This is a genomic window from Halorubrum sp. CGM4_25_10-8A (genome assembly GCF_005435025.1).
Lineage (GTDB): Archaea > Halobacteriota > Halobacteria > Halobacteriales > Haloferacaceae > Halorubrum > Halorubrum ezzemoulense.
In genome coordinates this window covers 1-17,124 of the sequence record NZ_SGTX01000016.1, presented here as the reverse complement: position 1 = coordinate 17,124, position 17,124 = coordinate 1, and the positions used below count along the sequence as shown (strand labels likewise).

The 17,124-nt window shown below is 72.1% G+C and carries 17 protein-coding genes; 8 read left to right on the top strand and 9 right to left on the bottom strand.

Translation table 11 applies throughout. The features are described 5' to 3' along the window. Nucleotides 1–28: 28 nt before the first annotated feature. Complete coding sequence (locus tag EXE52_RS14505) at nt 29–685, top strand: helix-turn-helix domain-containing protein (RefSeq protein ID WP_089307974.1); 657 nt, start codon at nt 29–31, stop codon at nt 683–685. 115 nt (nt 686–800) lie between these two features. After that, complete coding sequence (locus EXE52_RS14500) at nt 801–1,211, top strand: TRAM domain-containing protein (RefSeq protein WP_049932362.1); 411 nt, start codon at nt 801–803, stop codon at nt 1,209–1,211. An 85-nt stretch (nt 1,212–1,296) separates the two neighbouring features. Here the strand turns inward: EXE52_RS14500 and EXE52_RS14495 are convergent, their stop codons facing one another. Both EXE52_RS14495 and EXE52_RS14490 read right to left on the bottom strand, forming a co-directional pair. Then, nucleotides 1,297–2,016 (bottom strand): class I SAM-dependent methyltransferase, encoded by a 720-nt coding sequence (locus EXE52_RS14495; RefSeq protein WP_049932363.1) that lies wholly within the window; start codon nt 2,014–2,016, stop codon nt 1,297–1,299. A gap of 133 nt (nt 2,017–2,149) precedes the next feature. Further along, nucleotides 2,150–2,542 (bottom strand): PPOX class F420-dependent oxidoreductase, encoded by a 393-nt coding sequence (locus tag EXE52_RS14490; RefSeq protein ID WP_049932365.1) that lies wholly within the window; start codon nt 2,540–2,542, stop codon nt 2,150–2,152. Nucleotides 2,543–2,693: 151 nt separating this feature from the next. Here EXE52_RS14490 and EXE52_RS14485 point away from each other — a divergent pair, with 151 nt between their 5' ends. From EXE52_RS14485 to EXE52_RS14470, 4 genes are all read left to right on the top strand, one after another. Then, nucleotides 2,694–2,966: a helix-turn-helix domain-containing protein gene (locus EXE52_RS14485; protein WP_008004753.1), complete on the top strand. Its 273-nt coding sequence runs from the start codon at nt 2,694–2,696 to the stop codon at nt 2,964–2,966. Nucleotides 2,967–3,069: 103 nt separating this feature from the next. Beyond that, the gene (locus EXE52_RS14480; protein WP_089307973.1) at nt 3,070–4,158 is read left to right on the top strand and encodes a glycosyltransferase; all 1,089 of its coding nucleotides are present in this window, start codon (nt 3,070–3,072) and stop codon (nt 4,156–4,158) included. 46 nt (nt 4,159–4,204) lie between these two features. After that, nucleotides 4,205–5,023 carry an imidazole glycerol phosphate synthase subunit HisF gene (gene hisF, locus EXE52_RS14475; protein ID WP_089307972.1) on the top strand — a complete coding sequence of 273 codons (819 nt, stop codon included), beginning with the start codon at nt 4,205–4,207 and terminating at the stop codon, nt 5,021–5,023. 94 nt (nt 5,024–5,117) lie between these two features. Further along, complete coding sequence (locus tag EXE52_RS14470) at nt 5,118–5,306, top strand: hypothetical protein (RefSeq protein ID WP_049932369.1); 189 nt, start codon at nt 5,118–5,120, stop codon at nt 5,304–5,306. Nucleotides 5,307–5,604: 298 nt separating this feature from the next. On the opposite strand, the gene EXE52_RS14465 is transcribed toward EXE52_RS14470, so the two are convergent. After that, complete coding sequence (locus EXE52_RS14465) at nt 5,605–7,773, bottom strand: glucan 1,4-alpha-glucosidase (RefSeq protein WP_089307971.1); 2,169 nt, start codon at nt 7,771–7,773, stop codon at nt 5,605–5,607. Between the two features lie 104 nt (nt 7,774–7,877). Between EXE52_RS14465 and EXE52_RS14460 the strand changes: the two genes are divergently transcribed. Next, nucleotides 7,878–10,172: an alpha-amylase family glycosyl hydrolase gene (locus EXE52_RS14460; protein ID WP_089307970.1), complete on the top strand. Its 2,295-nt coding sequence runs from the start codon at nt 7,878–7,880 to the stop codon at nt 10,170–10,172. Nucleotides 10,173–10,290: 118 nt separating this feature from the next. Then, nucleotides 10,291–11,352: a TrmB family transcriptional regulator sugar-binding domain-containing protein gene (locus EXE52_RS14455; RefSeq protein ID WP_089307969.1), complete on the top strand. Its 1,062-nt coding sequence runs from the start codon at nt 10,291–10,293 to the stop codon at nt 11,350–11,352. A gap of 94 nt (nt 11,353–11,446) precedes the next feature. Here EXE52_RS14455 and EXE52_RS14450 read toward each other — a convergent pair whose 3' ends face one another. The 6 genes from EXE52_RS14450 to EXE52_RS14430 all read right to left on the bottom strand — a co-directional run bounded on the left by EXE52_RS14450 (nt 11,447) and on the right by EXE52_RS14430 (nt 17,123). Then, on the bottom strand, nt 11,447–12,535 hold the full coding sequence (locus EXE52_RS14450) for a hypothetical protein (protein ID WP_089307968.1): 1,089 nt from the start codon (nt 12,533–12,535) through the stop codon (nt 11,447–11,449). A 24-nt stretch (nt 12,536–12,559) separates the two neighbouring features. Then, nucleotides 12,560–13,384, bottom strand: coding sequence for an FAD-dependent oxidoreductase (locus EXE52_RS14445; protein WP_089307967.1), 825 nt, complete (start codon nt 13,382–13,384; stop codon nt 12,560–12,562). Nucleotides 13,385–13,559: 175 nt separating this feature from the next. Beyond that, the gene (locus EXE52_RS18570) at nt 13,560–13,736 is read right to left on the bottom strand and encodes a hypothetical protein (RefSeq protein ID WP_167373066.1); all 177 of its coding nucleotides are present in this window, start codon (nt 13,734–13,736) and stop codon (nt 13,560–13,562) included. Next, the gene (locus tag EXE52_RS14440; RefSeq protein ID WP_049932380.1) at nt 13,737–14,918 is read right to left on the bottom strand and encodes an ABC transporter substrate-binding protein; all 1,182 of its coding nucleotides are present in this window, start codon (nt 14,916–14,918) and stop codon (nt 13,737–13,739) included. It lies immediately after the preceding gene. Between the two features lie 84 nt (nt 14,919–15,002). Then, nucleotides 15,003–15,941: an ABC transporter ATP-binding protein gene (locus tag EXE52_RS14435; RefSeq protein WP_089307965.1), complete on the bottom strand. Its 939-nt coding sequence runs from the start codon at nt 15,939–15,941 to the stop codon at nt 15,003–15,005. Then, nucleotides 15,942–17,123 (bottom strand): iron ABC transporter permease, encoded by a 1,182-nt coding sequence (locus tag EXE52_RS14430; protein WP_137703835.1) that lies wholly within the window; start codon nt 17,121–17,123, stop codon nt 15,942–15,944. Nucleotide 17,124: the final 1 nt, after the last annotated feature.

Below are 17,124 nucleotides of genomic sequence, written 5' to 3'. Positions count from 1 at the left end.
GAAGCGACCGGCACCGCGTGAGTGACCCATGCGCTACGTCCACGTCGACTTCGAGTTTCCGCCGGGAGTCAGACACCCGATGCACGACTTCCTCGACGGCGGCGACGACCGGCGGAGCGAGCTGGTGACGTGGCGGCGGCTACCCGACGAGACGCTCGCGACGCTGTTCCGGGTCGCGGCCCCGCGCGAGCGGTACCTCGACCGGCTGCGGGATATCGCCGCGATCGAGCGGTTCGAGACGTCTCCGGGGGAGCCACCCTTCTACCTCAAGGCGTACGAGCGGCTGGGCGGGCCGACGGAGACGTTCCTCGACGCGTTCGTCGACACCGAGTTCCTCTCGGTCCCGCCCGTCGTGTTCCGGCCGGCGGGCCGGCTGTCGTTCGGACTGGTCGGCCAGCCGGAGCAGCTGCGCGACGCGCTCGCGGCCGTGCCAGACCCGATAACCGTCGAGGTCGATCGCATCGGGTCGTACGGGGGCGGTCGGCGGCTGGCCGGGGTGCGACTCACGGAACGCCAGCGGGAGGCGCTGCGGGCCGCGAACCGCGTCGGCTACTACGAGGTCCCGCGGACCGGGTCTGTGGAGGACGTCGCGGCGGCGATCGACTGCTCGCCGTCGACCGCGGGCGCACACCTCCGGAAGGGCGAGGCGGCGCTGGTCGACGCGTTCGTTGGCCGGAGGGAGTAGCGTCGCGACGCGCGATGGGTATATCCGGTCCCGATCGCGACGCGGGTCGATCCGGCCTGACTGTGTCGGCGGTACAACTATACTGGCCCGCGACTAGCCTCCGATGGAGTCTACTATGGAAATCTCCGAGAAGCTCCTCTGTCTGTTCAGCGCGGAAGTTCGCGAAACGGACGACGGCGAGTACGTCGTCGACGTCCCGAACCGAGAGATCGACGCCGGATCGCTGGAGCCCGGCGAGACGTACCGCGTCGCGCTCGTCGCCCGCGACGGGACCGAGGCGTCGGCTGGCGACGCCGACGAGACCGCCTCGCAAGCGGACGACGGGCCGCAGCCCCCGGTCGAGCCGGGTGAGATGCGGTACGTCGAGATCGAGGACCTCGGCAAGCAGGGCGACGGGATCGCCCGCGTCGAGCGGGGGTACGTGATCATCGTCCCCGACACCGAGGTGGGCGAGCGCGTGAAGATCGAAGTGACGGAAGTGAAGTCCAACTTCGCCGTCGGCGAGGTCGTCGAAGAGGCCGGCTGACCGGCGGCGAAGCGGGGAAGTGCCCCGGTGAAAACGAGACGGCAGGCCGCGGTGTCGTCGACGGGACAGGCCTGGCGCGTCGCGCTCACTCCTCGTCCGTCACCCGAGCGTCCCAGTACGACACCGAGGCGACGTAGTCGCCCGGAATCGTGTCGCCCGCGAGCTCGTCGAGGACCCGGAACGGCCTCGCGACCGGGCCGGGGAGTTCGCGGTAGAAGCCGTACGGCAACACGAAGTCGTGTTCCTCGTTCGCGAGCGTGAGACCCGCCTCGCCGAGCATCGCGGCCACCTGTCGCTCCGAGTAGAGCCGCGAGCCCATCGGGAGCAGCCAGGTGTACAGCGTCCGCAGGCTGCGGCTGTTGAACGTGTCGAAGAACACCTGATCGCGGCTGACCCGGCGCAGTTCCTCCGCGAACGGGACCGGGTCGTCCATCAGGTGGAAGAAGCGCATTGCGACGACCGTGTCGAAGTGGTCGTCCGGGAACGGGAGCCGCGAGGCGTCGCCGCGGAGGAACTCGACTGCGTCGGCGTGGCCGGCGGCGGCGACCTTCTCGCGGGCCTGTTCGAGCATCTCGCGGGAGACGTCGAGGCCGACCACGTCCGCGCCCTGGTCGGCGAGCATCGTCGTGAACCGTCCGGTGCCGCAGGCGACCTCCAGCACGCGGTGGCCCGGATCCATCGGCCCCAACGCGGCGAGGACGGCCTCCTTCTCCCGGCGGTCGATGAGCCGCCCGCCTCCCGAAAAGCGGACGTCGTCGTACTCTTCGGCGACCTCGTCGGCCTGGTACCAGTCCTGTCCCTTCACGTTGTCCGTGATGAACGCCGGACCGACAAAACCGTACTGGATGCGGTCCGGCGCCGACCCCGGTGCGGTCGGTCGGCTTCGACGCGACGGCGGTCGGGGCGAGCGCTCGAACGTTCGCCGAGAGCCCGGACTGTCAGCCGCTCGTGGCGACGTTCTCGGCCGGAATCTTGACGATGACTCGCGCGCCCTCCTCCTCGTCGTGGTGGGGGTACTCGTCGACGCCGAAGTACCGACGCGCGAGCTCGTCGATGTGTTCGCGCGCGCCCTCCTCGGTCAGCTTGGCCTCGCCGCGGACGGAGACGTACCGGTACGGGTCGTCGGGGTCGAGCACGCTGACGCCGACCTTCGGGTTCTCGCGGACGTTCCGCTCCTTCTGCCGCCCGCGGGCGGTGTTCACAAGGACGTACTCGCGGTCCTCGTGGTCGACCCACACCGGCGTCACGTGCGGGAGGCCGTCCGGCCCGACGGTCGCGAAGTGGGCGTACGACTCGGCTTCGAGGATGTCGACGTGAGACTCGGGGATCACGGGGTGAATGACGGGCCGCCCCCGGAAAACTCGCCTGATCGATCGTCTATGATAGCCCGGTGAGACGTGATATTAACACATTATATTATCACAGGCGGATTCCCCTATATGTAGCCAACCTTTACCACTACCCGTGGGATTCGTGTGAGACATGAGTACCAGTCCCGCGGAGACCGCTGACCAAGACCGCCTGTCCGAGTCTGAGTACCGCGACCGCCTGCGCGAGCTCCCCCCGAGCGCGAAGCTCGTGGCGAAGGTGCTGGAAGGGGACGCCCCCCTCTCGCAGGGCGGCCTCGCCGACGAGTCGCTGCTGCCCGACCGCACCGTCCGCTACGCGCTCAACCGCCTCGAGGAGGAGGGTCTCGTCGACTCGCGGTACAGCTTCAAGGACGCGCGCAAGCAGGTGTACTACCTGACCGTCTGAGCGGCTCGCGCGTCGTTGTCCCCGGCCCGCGATCGGTTCGGAGCCGACGCGGACCGGACACACACGCAGTCCTTTTTACCTCCTCGCCCCGATAACGAGACGTATGGACCTCTCGGTCGTCGTCCCGACGCTCAACGGTCGGGACCGGTTGGCCGCCTGCCTCGACGCGCTGGCGGCCGACGCGCCCGACGCCGAGGTGATCGTCGTCAACGGGCCCTCGGCCGACGGCACGACCGGCATGGTTCGCGACCGCGACGACGTCGACGTGTTGGTCGAGATCTCCGACCGAACGGTGAACGTCGCCCGTAACGCCGGCATCGAGGTTGCGACGGGCGACGCGGTCGCGCTGGTCGACTACGACAACCGGATCGAGCCGGGGTGGCGCGACGCGGTCGACGACGGCCTCGACGCGGCGCCCGTGGTCTCCGGGCCGGTGACGCCGATCCCGCCGGGCGGGACGAGCGCCGCGGAGCCGGGAATCGAGGCGGACGCGGTGGAGTCGGGGGGCGGGACCGACGCCGCGAAGACCGGGTCGGCCATTCCGGACGTCCCGGACGCCGGCGACCGGAGCGCGCCTGAGCGTAGCCGGATCGCGGGGCAGAACGTTACCTACTTCGAGAGCGGGAACGTCGCGTTCCGGCGGGACGCCCTCGACGAGCTCGACGGCTTCGACGAGTACCTCCGGGTCGGCGGCGCGCGCGACGCCGCGCACCGGCTCGCCCGCATGGACCGCGAGGTGGCATGGCGGCCGGGACTCGCCGCGCGGGAGGAGCTCCCGACCCCGACCGCGGCGGACGGCGGACGCAGCGCGAGCGAGTGGGGTTGGAAGTACCGGGGGCTCGCCTATCGGCTGCTGAAGAACTACGGCGCCCGCCCGACGGCCCTCCTCCGGACCGGGTCGCACGCGCTCGCCGACGCGGTTGCCGCGGCGAAGGACGTGGTCCGCGGCGAGTCGACCCCCACGCGGTGGGCCGCGACTGGGCGCGACGTACTCTTAGGCCTCGCCGGCGGGACCTCCGACGGGCTGGTCGCGCGGCGCCGGGACCGCGGCCCCGCCCGGAACCCGAACGGCATCTCGACGCGGGCCGACCGCGCCGTCGCGAAGTACGACCGGCGGGCGGAGCGGGACCGCGGCGAAACGGAAGGAGCGGAGGACGGCGGCGAGCGGGCCGCGATCGACGACGCCGAGTGAGCCCCGCGCATTTTAACCGAGGGCGCGGTCAACGAACCGACAACGAATGGGACTCACGAAGCGTATCATCCCCTGTATCGACGTCGACCTCGACGAGGACGGCGACGCCGCGGTGTACACCGGGGTCAACTTCGAGAACCTGGAGTACACCGGCGACCCCGTCGAACTGGCGAAGAAGTACAACGAGGCGGGCGCCGACGAGTTCGTCTTCCTCGACATCACCGCCAGCGCCGAGGGGCGCGAGACGATGCTCGACGTGGTGAACCGGGTCGCAGACGAGTGTTTCATCCCGCTGACGGTCGGCGGCGGTATCCGCACCAAGGCGGACATCAAGGAGACGCTCCGGGCGGGCGCGGACAAGGTCTCGATCACGACCGGCGCATTGGAGCGCCCGGCGCTCATCGAGGAGGGCGCGGCCGCGTTCGGCAGCCAGTGTATCGTCATCTCCGTCGACGCGCGGCGGCGGTACGACGACGCCGGCGAGCACTTCTACGAGGACGAGGACGGGGAGACGGTGTGGTTCGAGTGTACGAAGAAGGGCGGCCGCGAGAGAACCGGGATCGACGCTGTCTCGTGGGCGAAGGAGGCCGAGGAGCGCGGCGCGGGCGAGCTGTTCGTCAACTCCATCGACAAGGACGGTACGAAGGACGGCTACGACATCCCCCTGATGAAGGCGGTCGGTGAGGCCGTGTCGACGCCGCTCATCGCCTCCTCCGGCTGCGGGAGTCCCGAGGACATGTACGACGTGTTCACCGAGGCGGACGCCGACGCCGGCCTCGCGGCCTCCATCTTCCACTTCGGCGACTACTCGATCGCGGAGACGAAGGCGTTCCTCGACGAGCGCGGCGTGCCGGTCCGGCGCTGAACGCGGCCGGTGCGACGCTAACTACGGTCGTAGTTTCTATTTTTCACCGATTGAAACCAACAGCTATTATCCGACCGCGAACCAAGCGTAACGTATGTCCACGTCCACGTCATCCGCACGTGTTCGCGACGGGTCGCCGGAACTCGTCTGTAAACGGACCGACGACGGCGACGGCGGCGGCGAGGTGACGTTCTTCGAGCGGGACGTCGACCCGGACGAGCGGACCACCCGGTGGATCACGGTCCGGGAGGAGGACTGCGTGCCGCGTGACGACTGGCGATAAGCGGCTTTCGTCGTCCTTGTGTTTTTATTTATAACCCGCTGTCAGCGGAGCGACTGCGATCACCCCGGAGCCTCAGCCGATCGCATAGCAGTCGTGAGTTGACGACCGACGGAGGCGACCTCCAAAGCTCCGCCCCGCACAGCGACCGCACCTCACGCCTCCCCAGCCTCGTCAGTCGCCTCCGCTTCGCTCCGGCGACTGACTCCCTCGCACGCGCACCTCGCGGCCGCCGGTGGCGGCCGCTCGGCGGCGCGCGCCGCTCCGCAGGTCTGATGTGTAAATAGTCGCCGGGGTTCGGTCAGTCGTCCGCGGTCGCAGCGTCGGCGAACTGCGGCAGTTCGTCGTCGAGCAGCGCCACCGTGGCCAGTCGGATCGCGTGCGGCCAGCCGAGCGGCGTCGCGCTGTCGGGCGTCCCGTCGTCGAAGTACTGCTCGGGGAGGTACGTCGTCGGCTCACAGAGCGACCCGCCGGGCGAGACGTGCGCGAGCAGGTCGCGGGCCCGGGCCGTCATCTCCGCGGCGCGCGGGTCGTCGTGCGCCGCGAGCAGCGCGGCGAGCTCCGCGCAGGCGTTCGCGCCCCACGCGGTCGAGACCGTCCACACCTTCTCCGAGAGCTGGTCGGCCCGCCGCCAGCCGTCGCCCTCGTACCGGATCAGGCCGGCGATGTCGTCGGTCTCGTGGGAGAGGCCGTCGACGACCGTCTCGACGTGCGAGACCAGTCGGTCGAGGCGCTCCTCGTCGACCGCGCCGCCGGCTCCGGACCCGTCGCCCGCCGCGCCGAGCGCGTCGAAGGAGCGGTGCGCGGCCGCGAGTCCGAGCGTCGCCGAGTCGAGCCGGTCGTCGATCCCGCCGTCGAGCGTCTCGCGGACGGCGTAGCAGCCGCGCTCGGGGACCCAGAGGTCGTCGAGCGCGTCGTACACCTCGCGGGCCCGGTCGCGGGCGTGCGCGGCGAGGTCGTCCGGGAGCGACGCCGCGCCGGGGACGGCGTCGGGGTCGTCGAGCGCGTCGACCGCGAGCCCCGCGCCGTGGCGGCCGAGCTCGCTGTACGCCTCGAGGAACGTCGCGGCGGTGTGGGCGAACCGGCCCGCGGAGTCCTCCCACGCGTTCTGACAGACGACCGGGCGGCCGTCCGGTTCGAGCGTGCGGTCGAGCCCAGCGAGCGCGGCGACGAGGGTCGAGTCGAGCCCCTCGACGTCGACGCCCGCCTCGCGGGCCCGCGCGAGGTACGCGACGACGCTCCCGGTCTGATCGGCCTGATAGTCCACGTCCGGCCCGTCCTCGATGCGAGCGTTCGCCCACCCGGGGGCGAGCGCGCCGTCGCGGGGCCACACCCGGTGGGGCCACGAGCCGTCGGGCCGTTGGGTGGCAACGTACATTTCGGCGGACCGCGCGTGCCAGTCGTCGAGGTCGAGGTCGACCGCGTCGGCGGCCCCGAGCAGGAAGCCGGATATCTCCGCGTCGTCGCGGAACCACGTGTAGCCGTAGCCGCCGGAGTGCTCGTAGTACGGGTCGAAGTCGGGGCCCGCGATCCGGAGCCCGGACGGCGCGGAGAGCAGCGAGAGGACCCGGAGGTCCGCGACGACCGACTCGCGGGCGGGAGCCGACTCGGGGACGGCTGGGAGCGCGTCCGCGGCCGCGTCCGCGAGCGCGTCGACGTCGTCGTGGTCGGCGAACAGCGCGTCGAGGCGCTCGCGGGCTGCCTCGCGGTCGGTCTCCGCGCGGTCCGTCAGGAGCGTGGCGACCGTCGCGACCCCGTCGTCGAACGGCACGTCGGCGATCACCTCGCCGGAGAGGCGCTCCTCCTCGTACCGGTCGCCGTCGCGGTCGCGCGGGAGCTCGGTCGGGTCGTCGGCGAGCAGCTCGGGGAACGTGGTCGGGAGCTGGCCGCGGAGGTCGGCGAAGCCGGTCGCGCTCGCGAGGAAGTCGTGTTCGTCGGCGTGGTACACCTCGACGGCGTCGTCGTAGCGGAGCTGCCCCACGCGGTCGTCGCGGCCGTCCGGCGCGAAGCGGGCGTAGACGACGAGCGACGCGTCCGCGGGGTCGACGGCGGCCCCGTCGTCGCCCCCGTCTTCCGCGCCGTCGTCCCCGCTGCTCGCGCCGTCGAACTCGACCGCGGCCCGCGTGAGGTGCGCGTCGCCGAGCGTCACGTCGTGGCGGGTGACCGTCGCGCGCGGCGTCTCGTGGACCGTCTCGACCAGCGCGGTGTCGCCGACGTACCGCTGCGTCGTGTCGGCCTCGTCGAGCCACGTGACCTCGTCGCCGACGGCGAGCCCGATCCGGGACCGAACGAGCCCGGTCCGACCGGTCAGCGGGTAGCCGAAGTCGCGGAGTTCGCCGTCGTCGCCGACGTGGACGAGTCGACCGTCCCCGCCCGAAAACCGGCCGGAGACGGTGCGCCGCTCGCCGGGGAAGCGCGTCCCGTCGCCGGCGTGGCGCTTGTAGTCGTCGAGCGCGTCGCGAAGCTGCATTACGCGAACACACGCCGCCGCTGCGTATGAAGCTTTGGTGTAATTATTGTTCACGCGTTTGCCGAACGGAAACCCTCAAATCGCGCCGCGCCGACAGGCGGGTCGTGTACGAACCCGGCCCCCCGCGAACGACGAGCGTCGGCGAGTCCGTCGAGCTGGCGGCGCGGTCCCCGGACGCCGACGGCACGTACCGCTGGCGCGTCCGCGACGCGCCCGCCGACAGCGCGCTCTCCGCTGGAGACGGCCCGGACCCGGACGCGACCGGCCCGCCGAGCACGGCGACGGCAGCGGGTTCGGCGCCCTCGACCGCGGTGTTCCGCGCGGGCGAGACGAGCCGCGACGACGACCCGGTCGTCCACCTCGCGCCCGACGCTCCCGGCACGTACGTCCTCGCGCTCGACGCGCCCGACGGGACGCACCGACAGCGCGTCCGGGCCTTCCCGGACGAGCGACGGGAGACGGAGATCCGCGTCCCGGCCGCCGACATCCCGACGGACGGCGACGACGAGGTCGACCGCGTCTCCCTGCTGTGGCCCCACAACGAGAACCGACTCGGGCTCGACCGGGCCGAGCGCGACGGCGACGAGTGGGTCGCGACGGTGCGGGTCCCGCCCGGACGCCACGGCTTCGGCTTCGTCCCCGACGGCGACCGCTCGGCGGCGTACCACGGCGACTGCGAGGTCTCTGGCCCCGGGCGACCGCGGATATCGCTCGACGCGGCCGTCGTCGAGGGCGACGGCCCCGCGGAAAGTGACCGGCTCCGCCTGACGGCCGAGATCGAGCCCGCGCCCGCCGTCGACGACGTGGAGCGCGCCGGCGATCCGGACGCCCTCGACGTGACGTTCCTCGTCGACGACCGCGACGCCGACCCGGAGACGGTGGCGGCGATCGAGTCGCGCGCCGACGGCCGGACGCTCTCGGTCCCGCTCGACGAGCTCCCGGACTCGGTCCGGATCCGCGCGGCCCCGCACGGTGAGCGGTACGGGGCTGCGGAGACGGTGCGGGTGGAGACGGACGCGAGCGACGGAGACGCTGCGGAGGCGACGGCCGCGTCGGTCGCGGTCGCCGACCCGAACCCGACGCCCGAGTGGGCCGAGTCCCCGACGATCTACGAGGTGTTCGTGCGGTCGTTCGCGGGCGACACGCTGCCGACGACGTTCGCGGAGATCGAGCGCCGAGTCGAGTACCTCGACCACCTCGGCGTCGACGCGCTCTGGCTCACGCCCGTCCTCGCCTCGCCGACGGACCACGGCTACCACGTCACCGACTACTACGACACCGCCGCGGACCTCGGCTCGCGCGAGTCGTTCGAGTCGCTCGTCGACGCCTGCCACGACGCCGGCATCCGGGTCGTCTTCGATCTAGTGATCAACCACACCTCCCGCGACCACCCCGCTTTCCAGCTCCACTCGGCCGGCGTCGGCGCGTACGCGGACCACTACCGCCGGACCGACGCGGCCGCCGACGTGACCGGGATCGACTGGGCCGAACTTGGCGACGGCGACGCGCCCGACTACTACTTCGAGTGGGGCCGCATCCCGAACCTCAACTTCGACAGCCCGGCGGTCCGCGGGTGGCTCCTCGACGTGGTCGACGAGTGGGCCGGCGTCGTCGACGGCTTCCGCGCCGACGTGGCGTGGGGCGTCCCGCACGGCTTCTGGAAGGAGGTGGCAGACCGCGTGCCGGACGACACGCTGCTCCTCGACGAGACGCTGCCCCACGACCCCTTCTACGGCGAGGGGGAGTTCCACCGCCACTACGACACCTCGCTGTACGAGACGCTCCGCGCGGTCGGCGCGGGCGAGGAGCCGGCCGACGCGGTCGAGGCCGCCCTCGCGCGCGGCGAGTGGCTCGGCTTCGACGACGGCCGCTCGCAGATGCGGTACGTCGAGAACCACGACGAGGACCGCTACCTCGCGGAGTACGGTCGCGACGCGCTCCGCGCCGCCGCCGCGGTGACGTTCACCCTGCCGGGGGCGCCGATGATCTACGCCGGGCAGGAGCGCGGCAACGAGACGTACCGCGGGCCGATCCGGTGGCACGACGGCGACAACGATCTCACCGACTTCCACCGGCGGCTGGTCGCGCTGCGCGGGGCCGAACCGCTCCTCCGCGACGGCGACGTGACGTTCGAGGGTCGCGCGGCCGACGTGCGCGTCGTCGAAGGGGACGCGGAGCGGGTGACCGCGTACGAGCGGACGCCGGCGGGGGGAGATGGGAGCGAGGCCGATCCCCTGCTCGTCGTCGTCAACTTCGCGACGGAGCCGGCGACCGTCGCCGTCCCCGACGGGGTCGAGACGGACCTGCTCGGCGACGGAAGCGCGGTGGACCGCGACGGCGGCGGCGACGGCGATGCCGGGGTCCGGGTCGCGGTCGACGCCGCCGCCGTGCTCCGGTGACCGGTCGCCGTCGCCGCCGTGCTCCGGTGACCGGTCGCCGTCACCGTCGCCGCCGTCGCGGAGCGGCGAAGCCGCCCGGTACCGACTCCTATAAGTGTCGCTCGCCAGAGGCGTGCGTATGGACGACCGGACGCTGACCGACCTCCTCCGTCGCTTCGGACTCTCTGATAAGGAGGTCGACACCTATCTCAGTCTGCTCGAACACGGCGAGGCGAAGGCGAGCACCGTCGCCGACGCGGCGGGCGTCTCGAAGCGGTACGTCTACAGCGTGAGCGAGTCGCTAGCGGAGCGCGGCTTCGTCGAGGTGAACGACCACGTCGTGCCGACGACGATCCGGGCGAACCCGCCGGACGAGGTGATAGACCGGCTCCGGTCGGACGTGGACGCGATGCGACCCGGGCTCGCGGAGCGGTACTCCCGCGTGGAGCGCCAGGCCGAGCAGTTCGAGGTGATCAAATCGCGGGTCACGGTAATCAAGCGGATCCGGTCGCTGCTCGCGGACGCCGAAAGCGAGGTGACGCTCTCGATCACCGCGAAGCAGCTCCCCGAGGTGCGCGAGGCGCTCGCCGACGCGGTCGACCGCGGCGTCCTCGTCCTGCTCGTCGTCTCCGATGCCGACGCGAGCCTCGACGCGGACGACCCCGCGCTGTCGGGCGTCGCGAACGTCGCCCGGACGTGGAGCGAGGCGATGCCGACGCTGCTCACGGTCGACTCCGCGGCCGGTGTCGTCTCCCCGCCCGAGCTCCTCCGGCAGTCGACCACCGACCGACAGGCCATCGCCTTCGCCCAGGAGCAGCTCGCGCCCGTGATCGTCGGCTCCTTCCTCGGGAACTACTGGCCCGCCGCGACCGAGATGGCCGTCGCCGAGCCGGCGCCGCTCCCGGTCGAGTACACCGACTTCAGACACACCGTCCTCCAGGCGACCCTGCGGCTCCGCGCCGGCGACCCGCCGCGGGTGACCGTCGGGGGGCGGTGGACCGACGACGACGAGGCGGCCGAGATCGTCGGCCGCGTCGTCGAGACGAAACAGGGGATGGTGGAGCCGAGGAACAACGAGTTCCCGGTCGAGCACTCGCTCGTCGTCGAGACCGACGACGGCGAGGTCACCGTCGGGGGACAGGGCGCGTTCGTCGAGGACGTCGAGGCGGACCTCGTCCGGATCGAGTCGGACGAGGAGTAGGGCGGCGACGCGGGGTTCCGGAGGGCCGGGACGCGGACCCCGAGACGCGGAGATCCGGAACACGCGGCGGAGCGACGCGTCCTCCCGGCGGCGGTCAGCTCTCCGAGGGAACCGACGAGCTCGACGGGCCGCCGTCGAGGGAGGGAGCGTCCGGATCGACCCTGAACCAGCAGTCTGAACCGGTCGCGTCGCCGCCGCCCCCGAGCAGCGCCACGCCGGCGAGCCGACCGCGCGGGTCGCGGCGGCACACCTCCAGCGCCACCGGCAGCGTCGGGACGCGGCCGTCCGTCGGAGACAGCGCGTACCCGGAGACGCGGACGGTCGCGCCACGATCGGCCTCGGCGGCCCGGTCGGGGCCGTCGGCGCGTTCGGAGCCGCCGACGCGCTCGTAGTCGTCGACGAGGCCGACCGCCGCGAGCCGGTCGAACGCGGCCGCGACCGGGTCCGCGGCCGGCGTCGGCCCGGGGTCCGGGAGGCGCTCGGCGGCCGCGGACAGCACCGTCGCCTGCGCCTCCGGATCGAGGTGGCGGTCGAGCGCTATCGCCGTCGCTTCGAGCAGGCAGAGACAGAGGTCGTCGGGGTCGGAGAGCCGTTCCGCGAACGCGAAGTACGCGTCCATCACCGCCGACTCGACGCGGTCGTGGCCCGCCGCGGAAAGCGCTTCGAACGCCGCCGCCGCCGCGGCGTGACAGAACTCGACGCGGTCGCGGCGCGGGCCCTGTCCGGGCGGTCCGGACCGGGTCGGTGCGTCGGGGTGCGGATCCGCGTCGCCATCGAGGGCGCTCCCGTCGCTGCCCTCGGCGTCGCGGTCGCCCTCGGCGGGACGGTCGTCGACGGCCTCCACCACGCGGTCGGTCAGCTCGTCGGCCGCGCCGACGTCGAGGTCGGGGACAAATCGGTCGAGGCCCGGGTCCCCGGTCGCCGTCCCGGTCGTCGGCTCCGCGAACTCCTGTCTGACGATCACGTCGTAGAAGGGGAGTTCGGGGTCGTACCGACGGAGCGTGTCGCGGTACTGCTCCGTCGCCCGGGCCGCCGCGCGGGCTGTCTCGCGGCCCTCGAAGCGCAGCCCCGCGGCCGGGACCGGCCGGTCGCCGTACCGCGCGCAGACGAGCGAGAACTCGCCGTCCTCGCCCGCGAGCGATTCGATGTGGTCCGCGATGTCGAGTAGCGTGGTTCCGATCACGGTTGGGTGGGTGGTCGCGTGCGGTCAGTCCTCCAGGCTCGGGTGCGTCTCCTGCGGGTCGGGGTGTGGCTCGGCGAACCGGTCGCGGGTCGCGTCGAGCGCGGCCGACTCCCGCGCCTCGCGCTCGGCGGCGGCGATCTCCTCGCAGCCCGGCGGCACGTCGCGGTCGCGGTCGGTGAAGTACCCCTCCGGCGCGACCCAGTCGTGGTAGAACGGCTCGTCGGACTCCTCCAACAGCGTCACGGCGACCTCCGCGCCGTGGCCCGCGCACACCGCCGCCTGGTGGGGTTTGCGGGCGAGCCGTCCCGCGGCGTACAGCCCGTCGACGCCGGTCCGCCCGCGCTCGTCGGCGTCGACGTACGCCTTCCCGCGGTCGACGATATCGACGCCGTCGAACTCCGTCAGATACCCCACCTCGTTCTTCGTCGCCGCGACGACCCGTCGGGCACCGATCCGGTCGCCCTCGTCGGTGGTCACGGCGAAGCGGGCGCCGTTCGCCGCGTTTCCGGCGTCGGCCGCGTCGGGGTCCCCGTCGGCGAGCGAGACCCGCGTGACCCGGGCGTCGAGCCGGTCCGCGCCGGCGGTCTCCGCCTGCTCGCCGAGCAGGTCCAGCAGGCGGCGCGGGTCGACGCCGAGCGGGAAGCCGGGGAAGTTCTCTAGGCGCGCGTTCCGCCGGAGGATCGACTCGCCCGGGTCGACGACGAGCGTGTCGAGCCCCTGCCGAGCGGTGTACACGGCCGCAGAGAGCCCGGCGACGCCGCCGCCGACGACGACCGCGTCGCGCTCGCGCGGGCGCTCGTCGGTCGGGCCGTCCGGGCCCTCGGCCGCTCCGGTCGCGCCCGCCGTCATCGCTCGATCACCCGTCCACGTCCGAAGGCGTCGCCGGTCCGATCGCGGTTCGAGTCCATACCCGTTGACGCCGCCGCGACGAGATACGGCCTTCGGTCGCGGGTCGCGTCCCCGACGCGACCCGAGCGGGCCGAGGCGTCGATCGGGCGCGCCGGAGCGGCCGACGATCCCGCGGTCATCGGCGAACTCGGGCCGGCCGCTCCGCGGCGATGAAGGGCTCGTCGCGGTCGGTCGCCGCGAACGCGATCCCGCCGCACTCGCCGCGCTCGACGCGCCACGTCGGCAGCGCGGGCACGTCGTAGTCGGTCGGGTCGCCGCACGTCGCCGCGACGGTCCACTCGCGGGCGCGCATCTACAGCTCTCCGTTGATCGCGTCGGCCACCCGTTGCCGGTCGAACAGCCGCTCGCCTTCGGGGATCTCCGGGTACGGGCCCTCCTCGTAGCGGGGCCACGCGCCGAACGCGTCGGGGTACAGCTGCTTCGCGGTCATCTCCAGCTGGAAGAGGTTCAGGATCGGTCCCTGATACCGCGCGCCCTGCGGGTGGATCCGGTCGTTCTTCACCGCGGTGACCTCCGAGCCGACGGGGTCCTCCTCGAAGGCGGCCCGCCGCCCGGCCATGTCGGTTCCGGGCTCGAAGCCGCCGAGGTAGAGGATCACGTCGGGGTCGGCTTCTAGTATCGTCTCGAAGTCGACGACCGTGCCGGACTCGACGCTTCCTCCGAAGGCGTCGCGCGGCCCGAGCGGGCGCGTGTGCGACGTGAGGAAGCCGGGGTTGCTCAGCGTGTACGCGTAGATCTGCTCGATGTCGGCGGCCGCGACCATGATCGCGGTCGGGCGCTCCGACTCCGGCGGGAGCCCATCGTCGATCGTCGCGAGGAGCTCCTCGCGGACGGCCGCGAGCGCCTCGTAGCGCTCGCGCTCGCGGAACGCCTCCGCGACGATTTCGAACTGCTCCCAGAGGCCGTAGTACTGGTACCCGTCGGCCCACTCGCCCGTCGGCTCCTGGTGGCGGTCGGAGAGGGAGTTGCCGAACCACGGCGAGACGCGCTCGGCGATCTCGTCGACGTCCTCGCGGCTCCACGCGTCCTGCCGGGTGATCCACGCCGGGTCGGCGAGGTGGACGTCGCTGTCGAGTTCGTACAGCTTCTCCTTGTCGGGCTGCCACGAGGAGTAGAGCCCCGACCAGTCGAGCGAGACGCCGGGGAGCCGCTCGACGAACTGGTTCCAGAGCCCGTCGTAGTAGTCCGGCGCGTGCATCGCGGTGAGCCCGTCGCTCCGTCCGAGGGCGAACGCCATGCCCGCGTGGTGAGTGAGCCGCGTGAACACCGTCTCGGGCGGCGACTCGAACGTCACCTCGCCGGTCGGCGAGATCGACGCGGCGTAACTCTCGTCGCCGCCGTCGGACCCCGACGGATCGGACTCCGCGCCGCCGCCGGCACAGCCGGCGAGTAGTCCGCCGAGGGCGACCGTCCCGCCGTACTTCGCGAACGCTCTCCGGGTGTGTCCGTCGACTGCCTCGTCGCTTCTGCGCATACTTTTAGGCTAGCCTAAACCAATTTAACCGTTCCGATCTTTAGGGCGACCTAAAACCGTGTCGCTCCCCCGCACCGGTTCCGGTCACTCTTCGTGGCGCGCGCGGATCGGCGTGACTCGCGGCCCGCGGTCGGTGTCGACCACGTCGGCGTCGACGCGGAACACCTCGGAGAGCAGGTCCTCCGTGACGATTTCCTCCGGCGGGCCGCGCGCCCGGACTTCCCCGCCCTTGAGCGCGACCACGCGGTCGGCGAGCCGCGCGGCCTGCTCGATGTCGTGGAGGACGACGACCACGGTGACATCGCTCTCGTCGCGGAGCGTCTCGATTACCTCCATCACCTCCATCTGGTGGTGAAGGTCGAGGAACGTCGTCGGCTCGTCTAAGAGGAGCACGTCGGTGTCCTGCGCCAACGCCATCGCGATCCACGCCAACTGCCGCTGCCCGCCGCTCAGGCTCCCAACCTCGCGGTCGCGCAGGTGGCCGCAGCCCGTCAGGTCGATTGCGCGCTCGACCGCGCGAGCGTCCTCCTCGGTCGTCCGCTCGAAGAACCCCCGGTGCGGGTAGCGACCGTGGTACACGAGGTCCTCGACGGTGATGCTCTCGGGCGACGTGCGCTCCTGCGAGAGCAGCCCGAGCCGCTTCGCGAGCGGCTTCGCGTCCATCGACTGGACGTCGCGCCCGTCGAGCAGGACCGAGCCGTCGTCGGGCGCTATCTGGTCCGCCAACCCCTTCAGGAGGGTGCTCTTCCCGGAGCCGTTCGGCCCGACGAGCGCCGTCACCGCGCCCGGCTCGGCCGCGATCGACTCGCCGTCGATCACCGGCTCCGGGGCGGTCGGGTAGCCCACCACGAGGTCCTCGGCGTTGAGGTCGCTCGCGTCGGTCGCGTCGCCGGCTCCGGTCGGTCCGGTCGCGTCACCGGCCCCTGTCTGTCCGGTCCCGTCGCGCGGGCCGTTCGCGCCGCGCGTTTCGGTCTTGCCGCTCGATCCCTCCGGTTCGGTCGCGTTCGCACGGAATATGGACACTCAGAGCTCACCCACGTTCTGCCGCCGCCGCATCAGGTACAGGAAGTACGGGCCGCCGACCAGTCCGGTGACGATCCCCACCGGGATCTGTGCGTCCGCGCCGGTTAGGACGCTCACCCCGAGGCGCGCGCCGACGTCGGCGCCGACCATCAGCGCCGGGCCGACGAACAGGCAGCCGACGATCACCCGCTTGTAATCGCTGCCGACGAGATTCCGGACCACGTGCGGGACGATGAGGCCGACGAAGCTCACGATCCCCGCCACCGCGATGCTGGCGGCGGCCGCCAGCACGGCGACGCCGGAGAGCGCGAACCGGACCCGCTCGATCGACATCCCCAGCGACTTCGCCGTCTGCTCGCCGAGGAGGAGGAGGTTCAGCTGCCGCGAGCCGACGAGCGACAGCACGACCGCCACGAGCGTCCACGGGAGCGCGGTCCGGACCTGCTCCCAGTCGGTCCCCGTCAGCGACCCCGTCGTCCACTGGATCGCCGACTGGACGACGCCGATGTCGTCGGCGAAAAAGAACAGCCCCGTCTGGAGGCTGTTGAAGACGGTCCCGACGATGACGCCCGCGAGCACGAGCCGGACCGGGCTCGTCCCGTTCTTCCACGCGATAGCGTAGACGATCAGGAACGCGACCGATCCGCCGAGCGCCGCGATCAGCGGGAGGAACGCCGAGAGCCCGCCGAACACGACGAGCGTGAGCAGGATGGTCAGCCCGGCGCCCGAGGAGACGCCGAGGATGAACGGGCTCGCGAGTTCGTTGCGCGTCACCGCCTGGAAGATGGCGCCGGAGACGGCGAGGTTCATCCCGACGACGACGGCGACGAGCACTCGCGGCAGGCGGATGCTCCAGACGACGAGCGTCTCGCGCGCGAGCTCCGGCAGCTCGCCCCGGAACCCCGTGACCGCCCGCATCGGCTCCTCGCCGAGGAGGAAGTTGAGGAACCACCGCGGGTCGAGCAGGACGGCCGGGTCGAGGACAGCCCGCCACGCCTGCTCGACCGTCATCGAGTATGCCCCGAAGCTCACCTGAACGAGCCCCGCGAGGACGACTATGAAGAGGCTCACCGCGGCCACGGTCGCGAGCCGCGGCTCGAAGAGCCACCCGAGCCGACCGCGCCCGCCCGGTCGCCTCGCGGTCGACTCGCCGCTGACCGCCCGACCCTCGCCCCCCGTCACC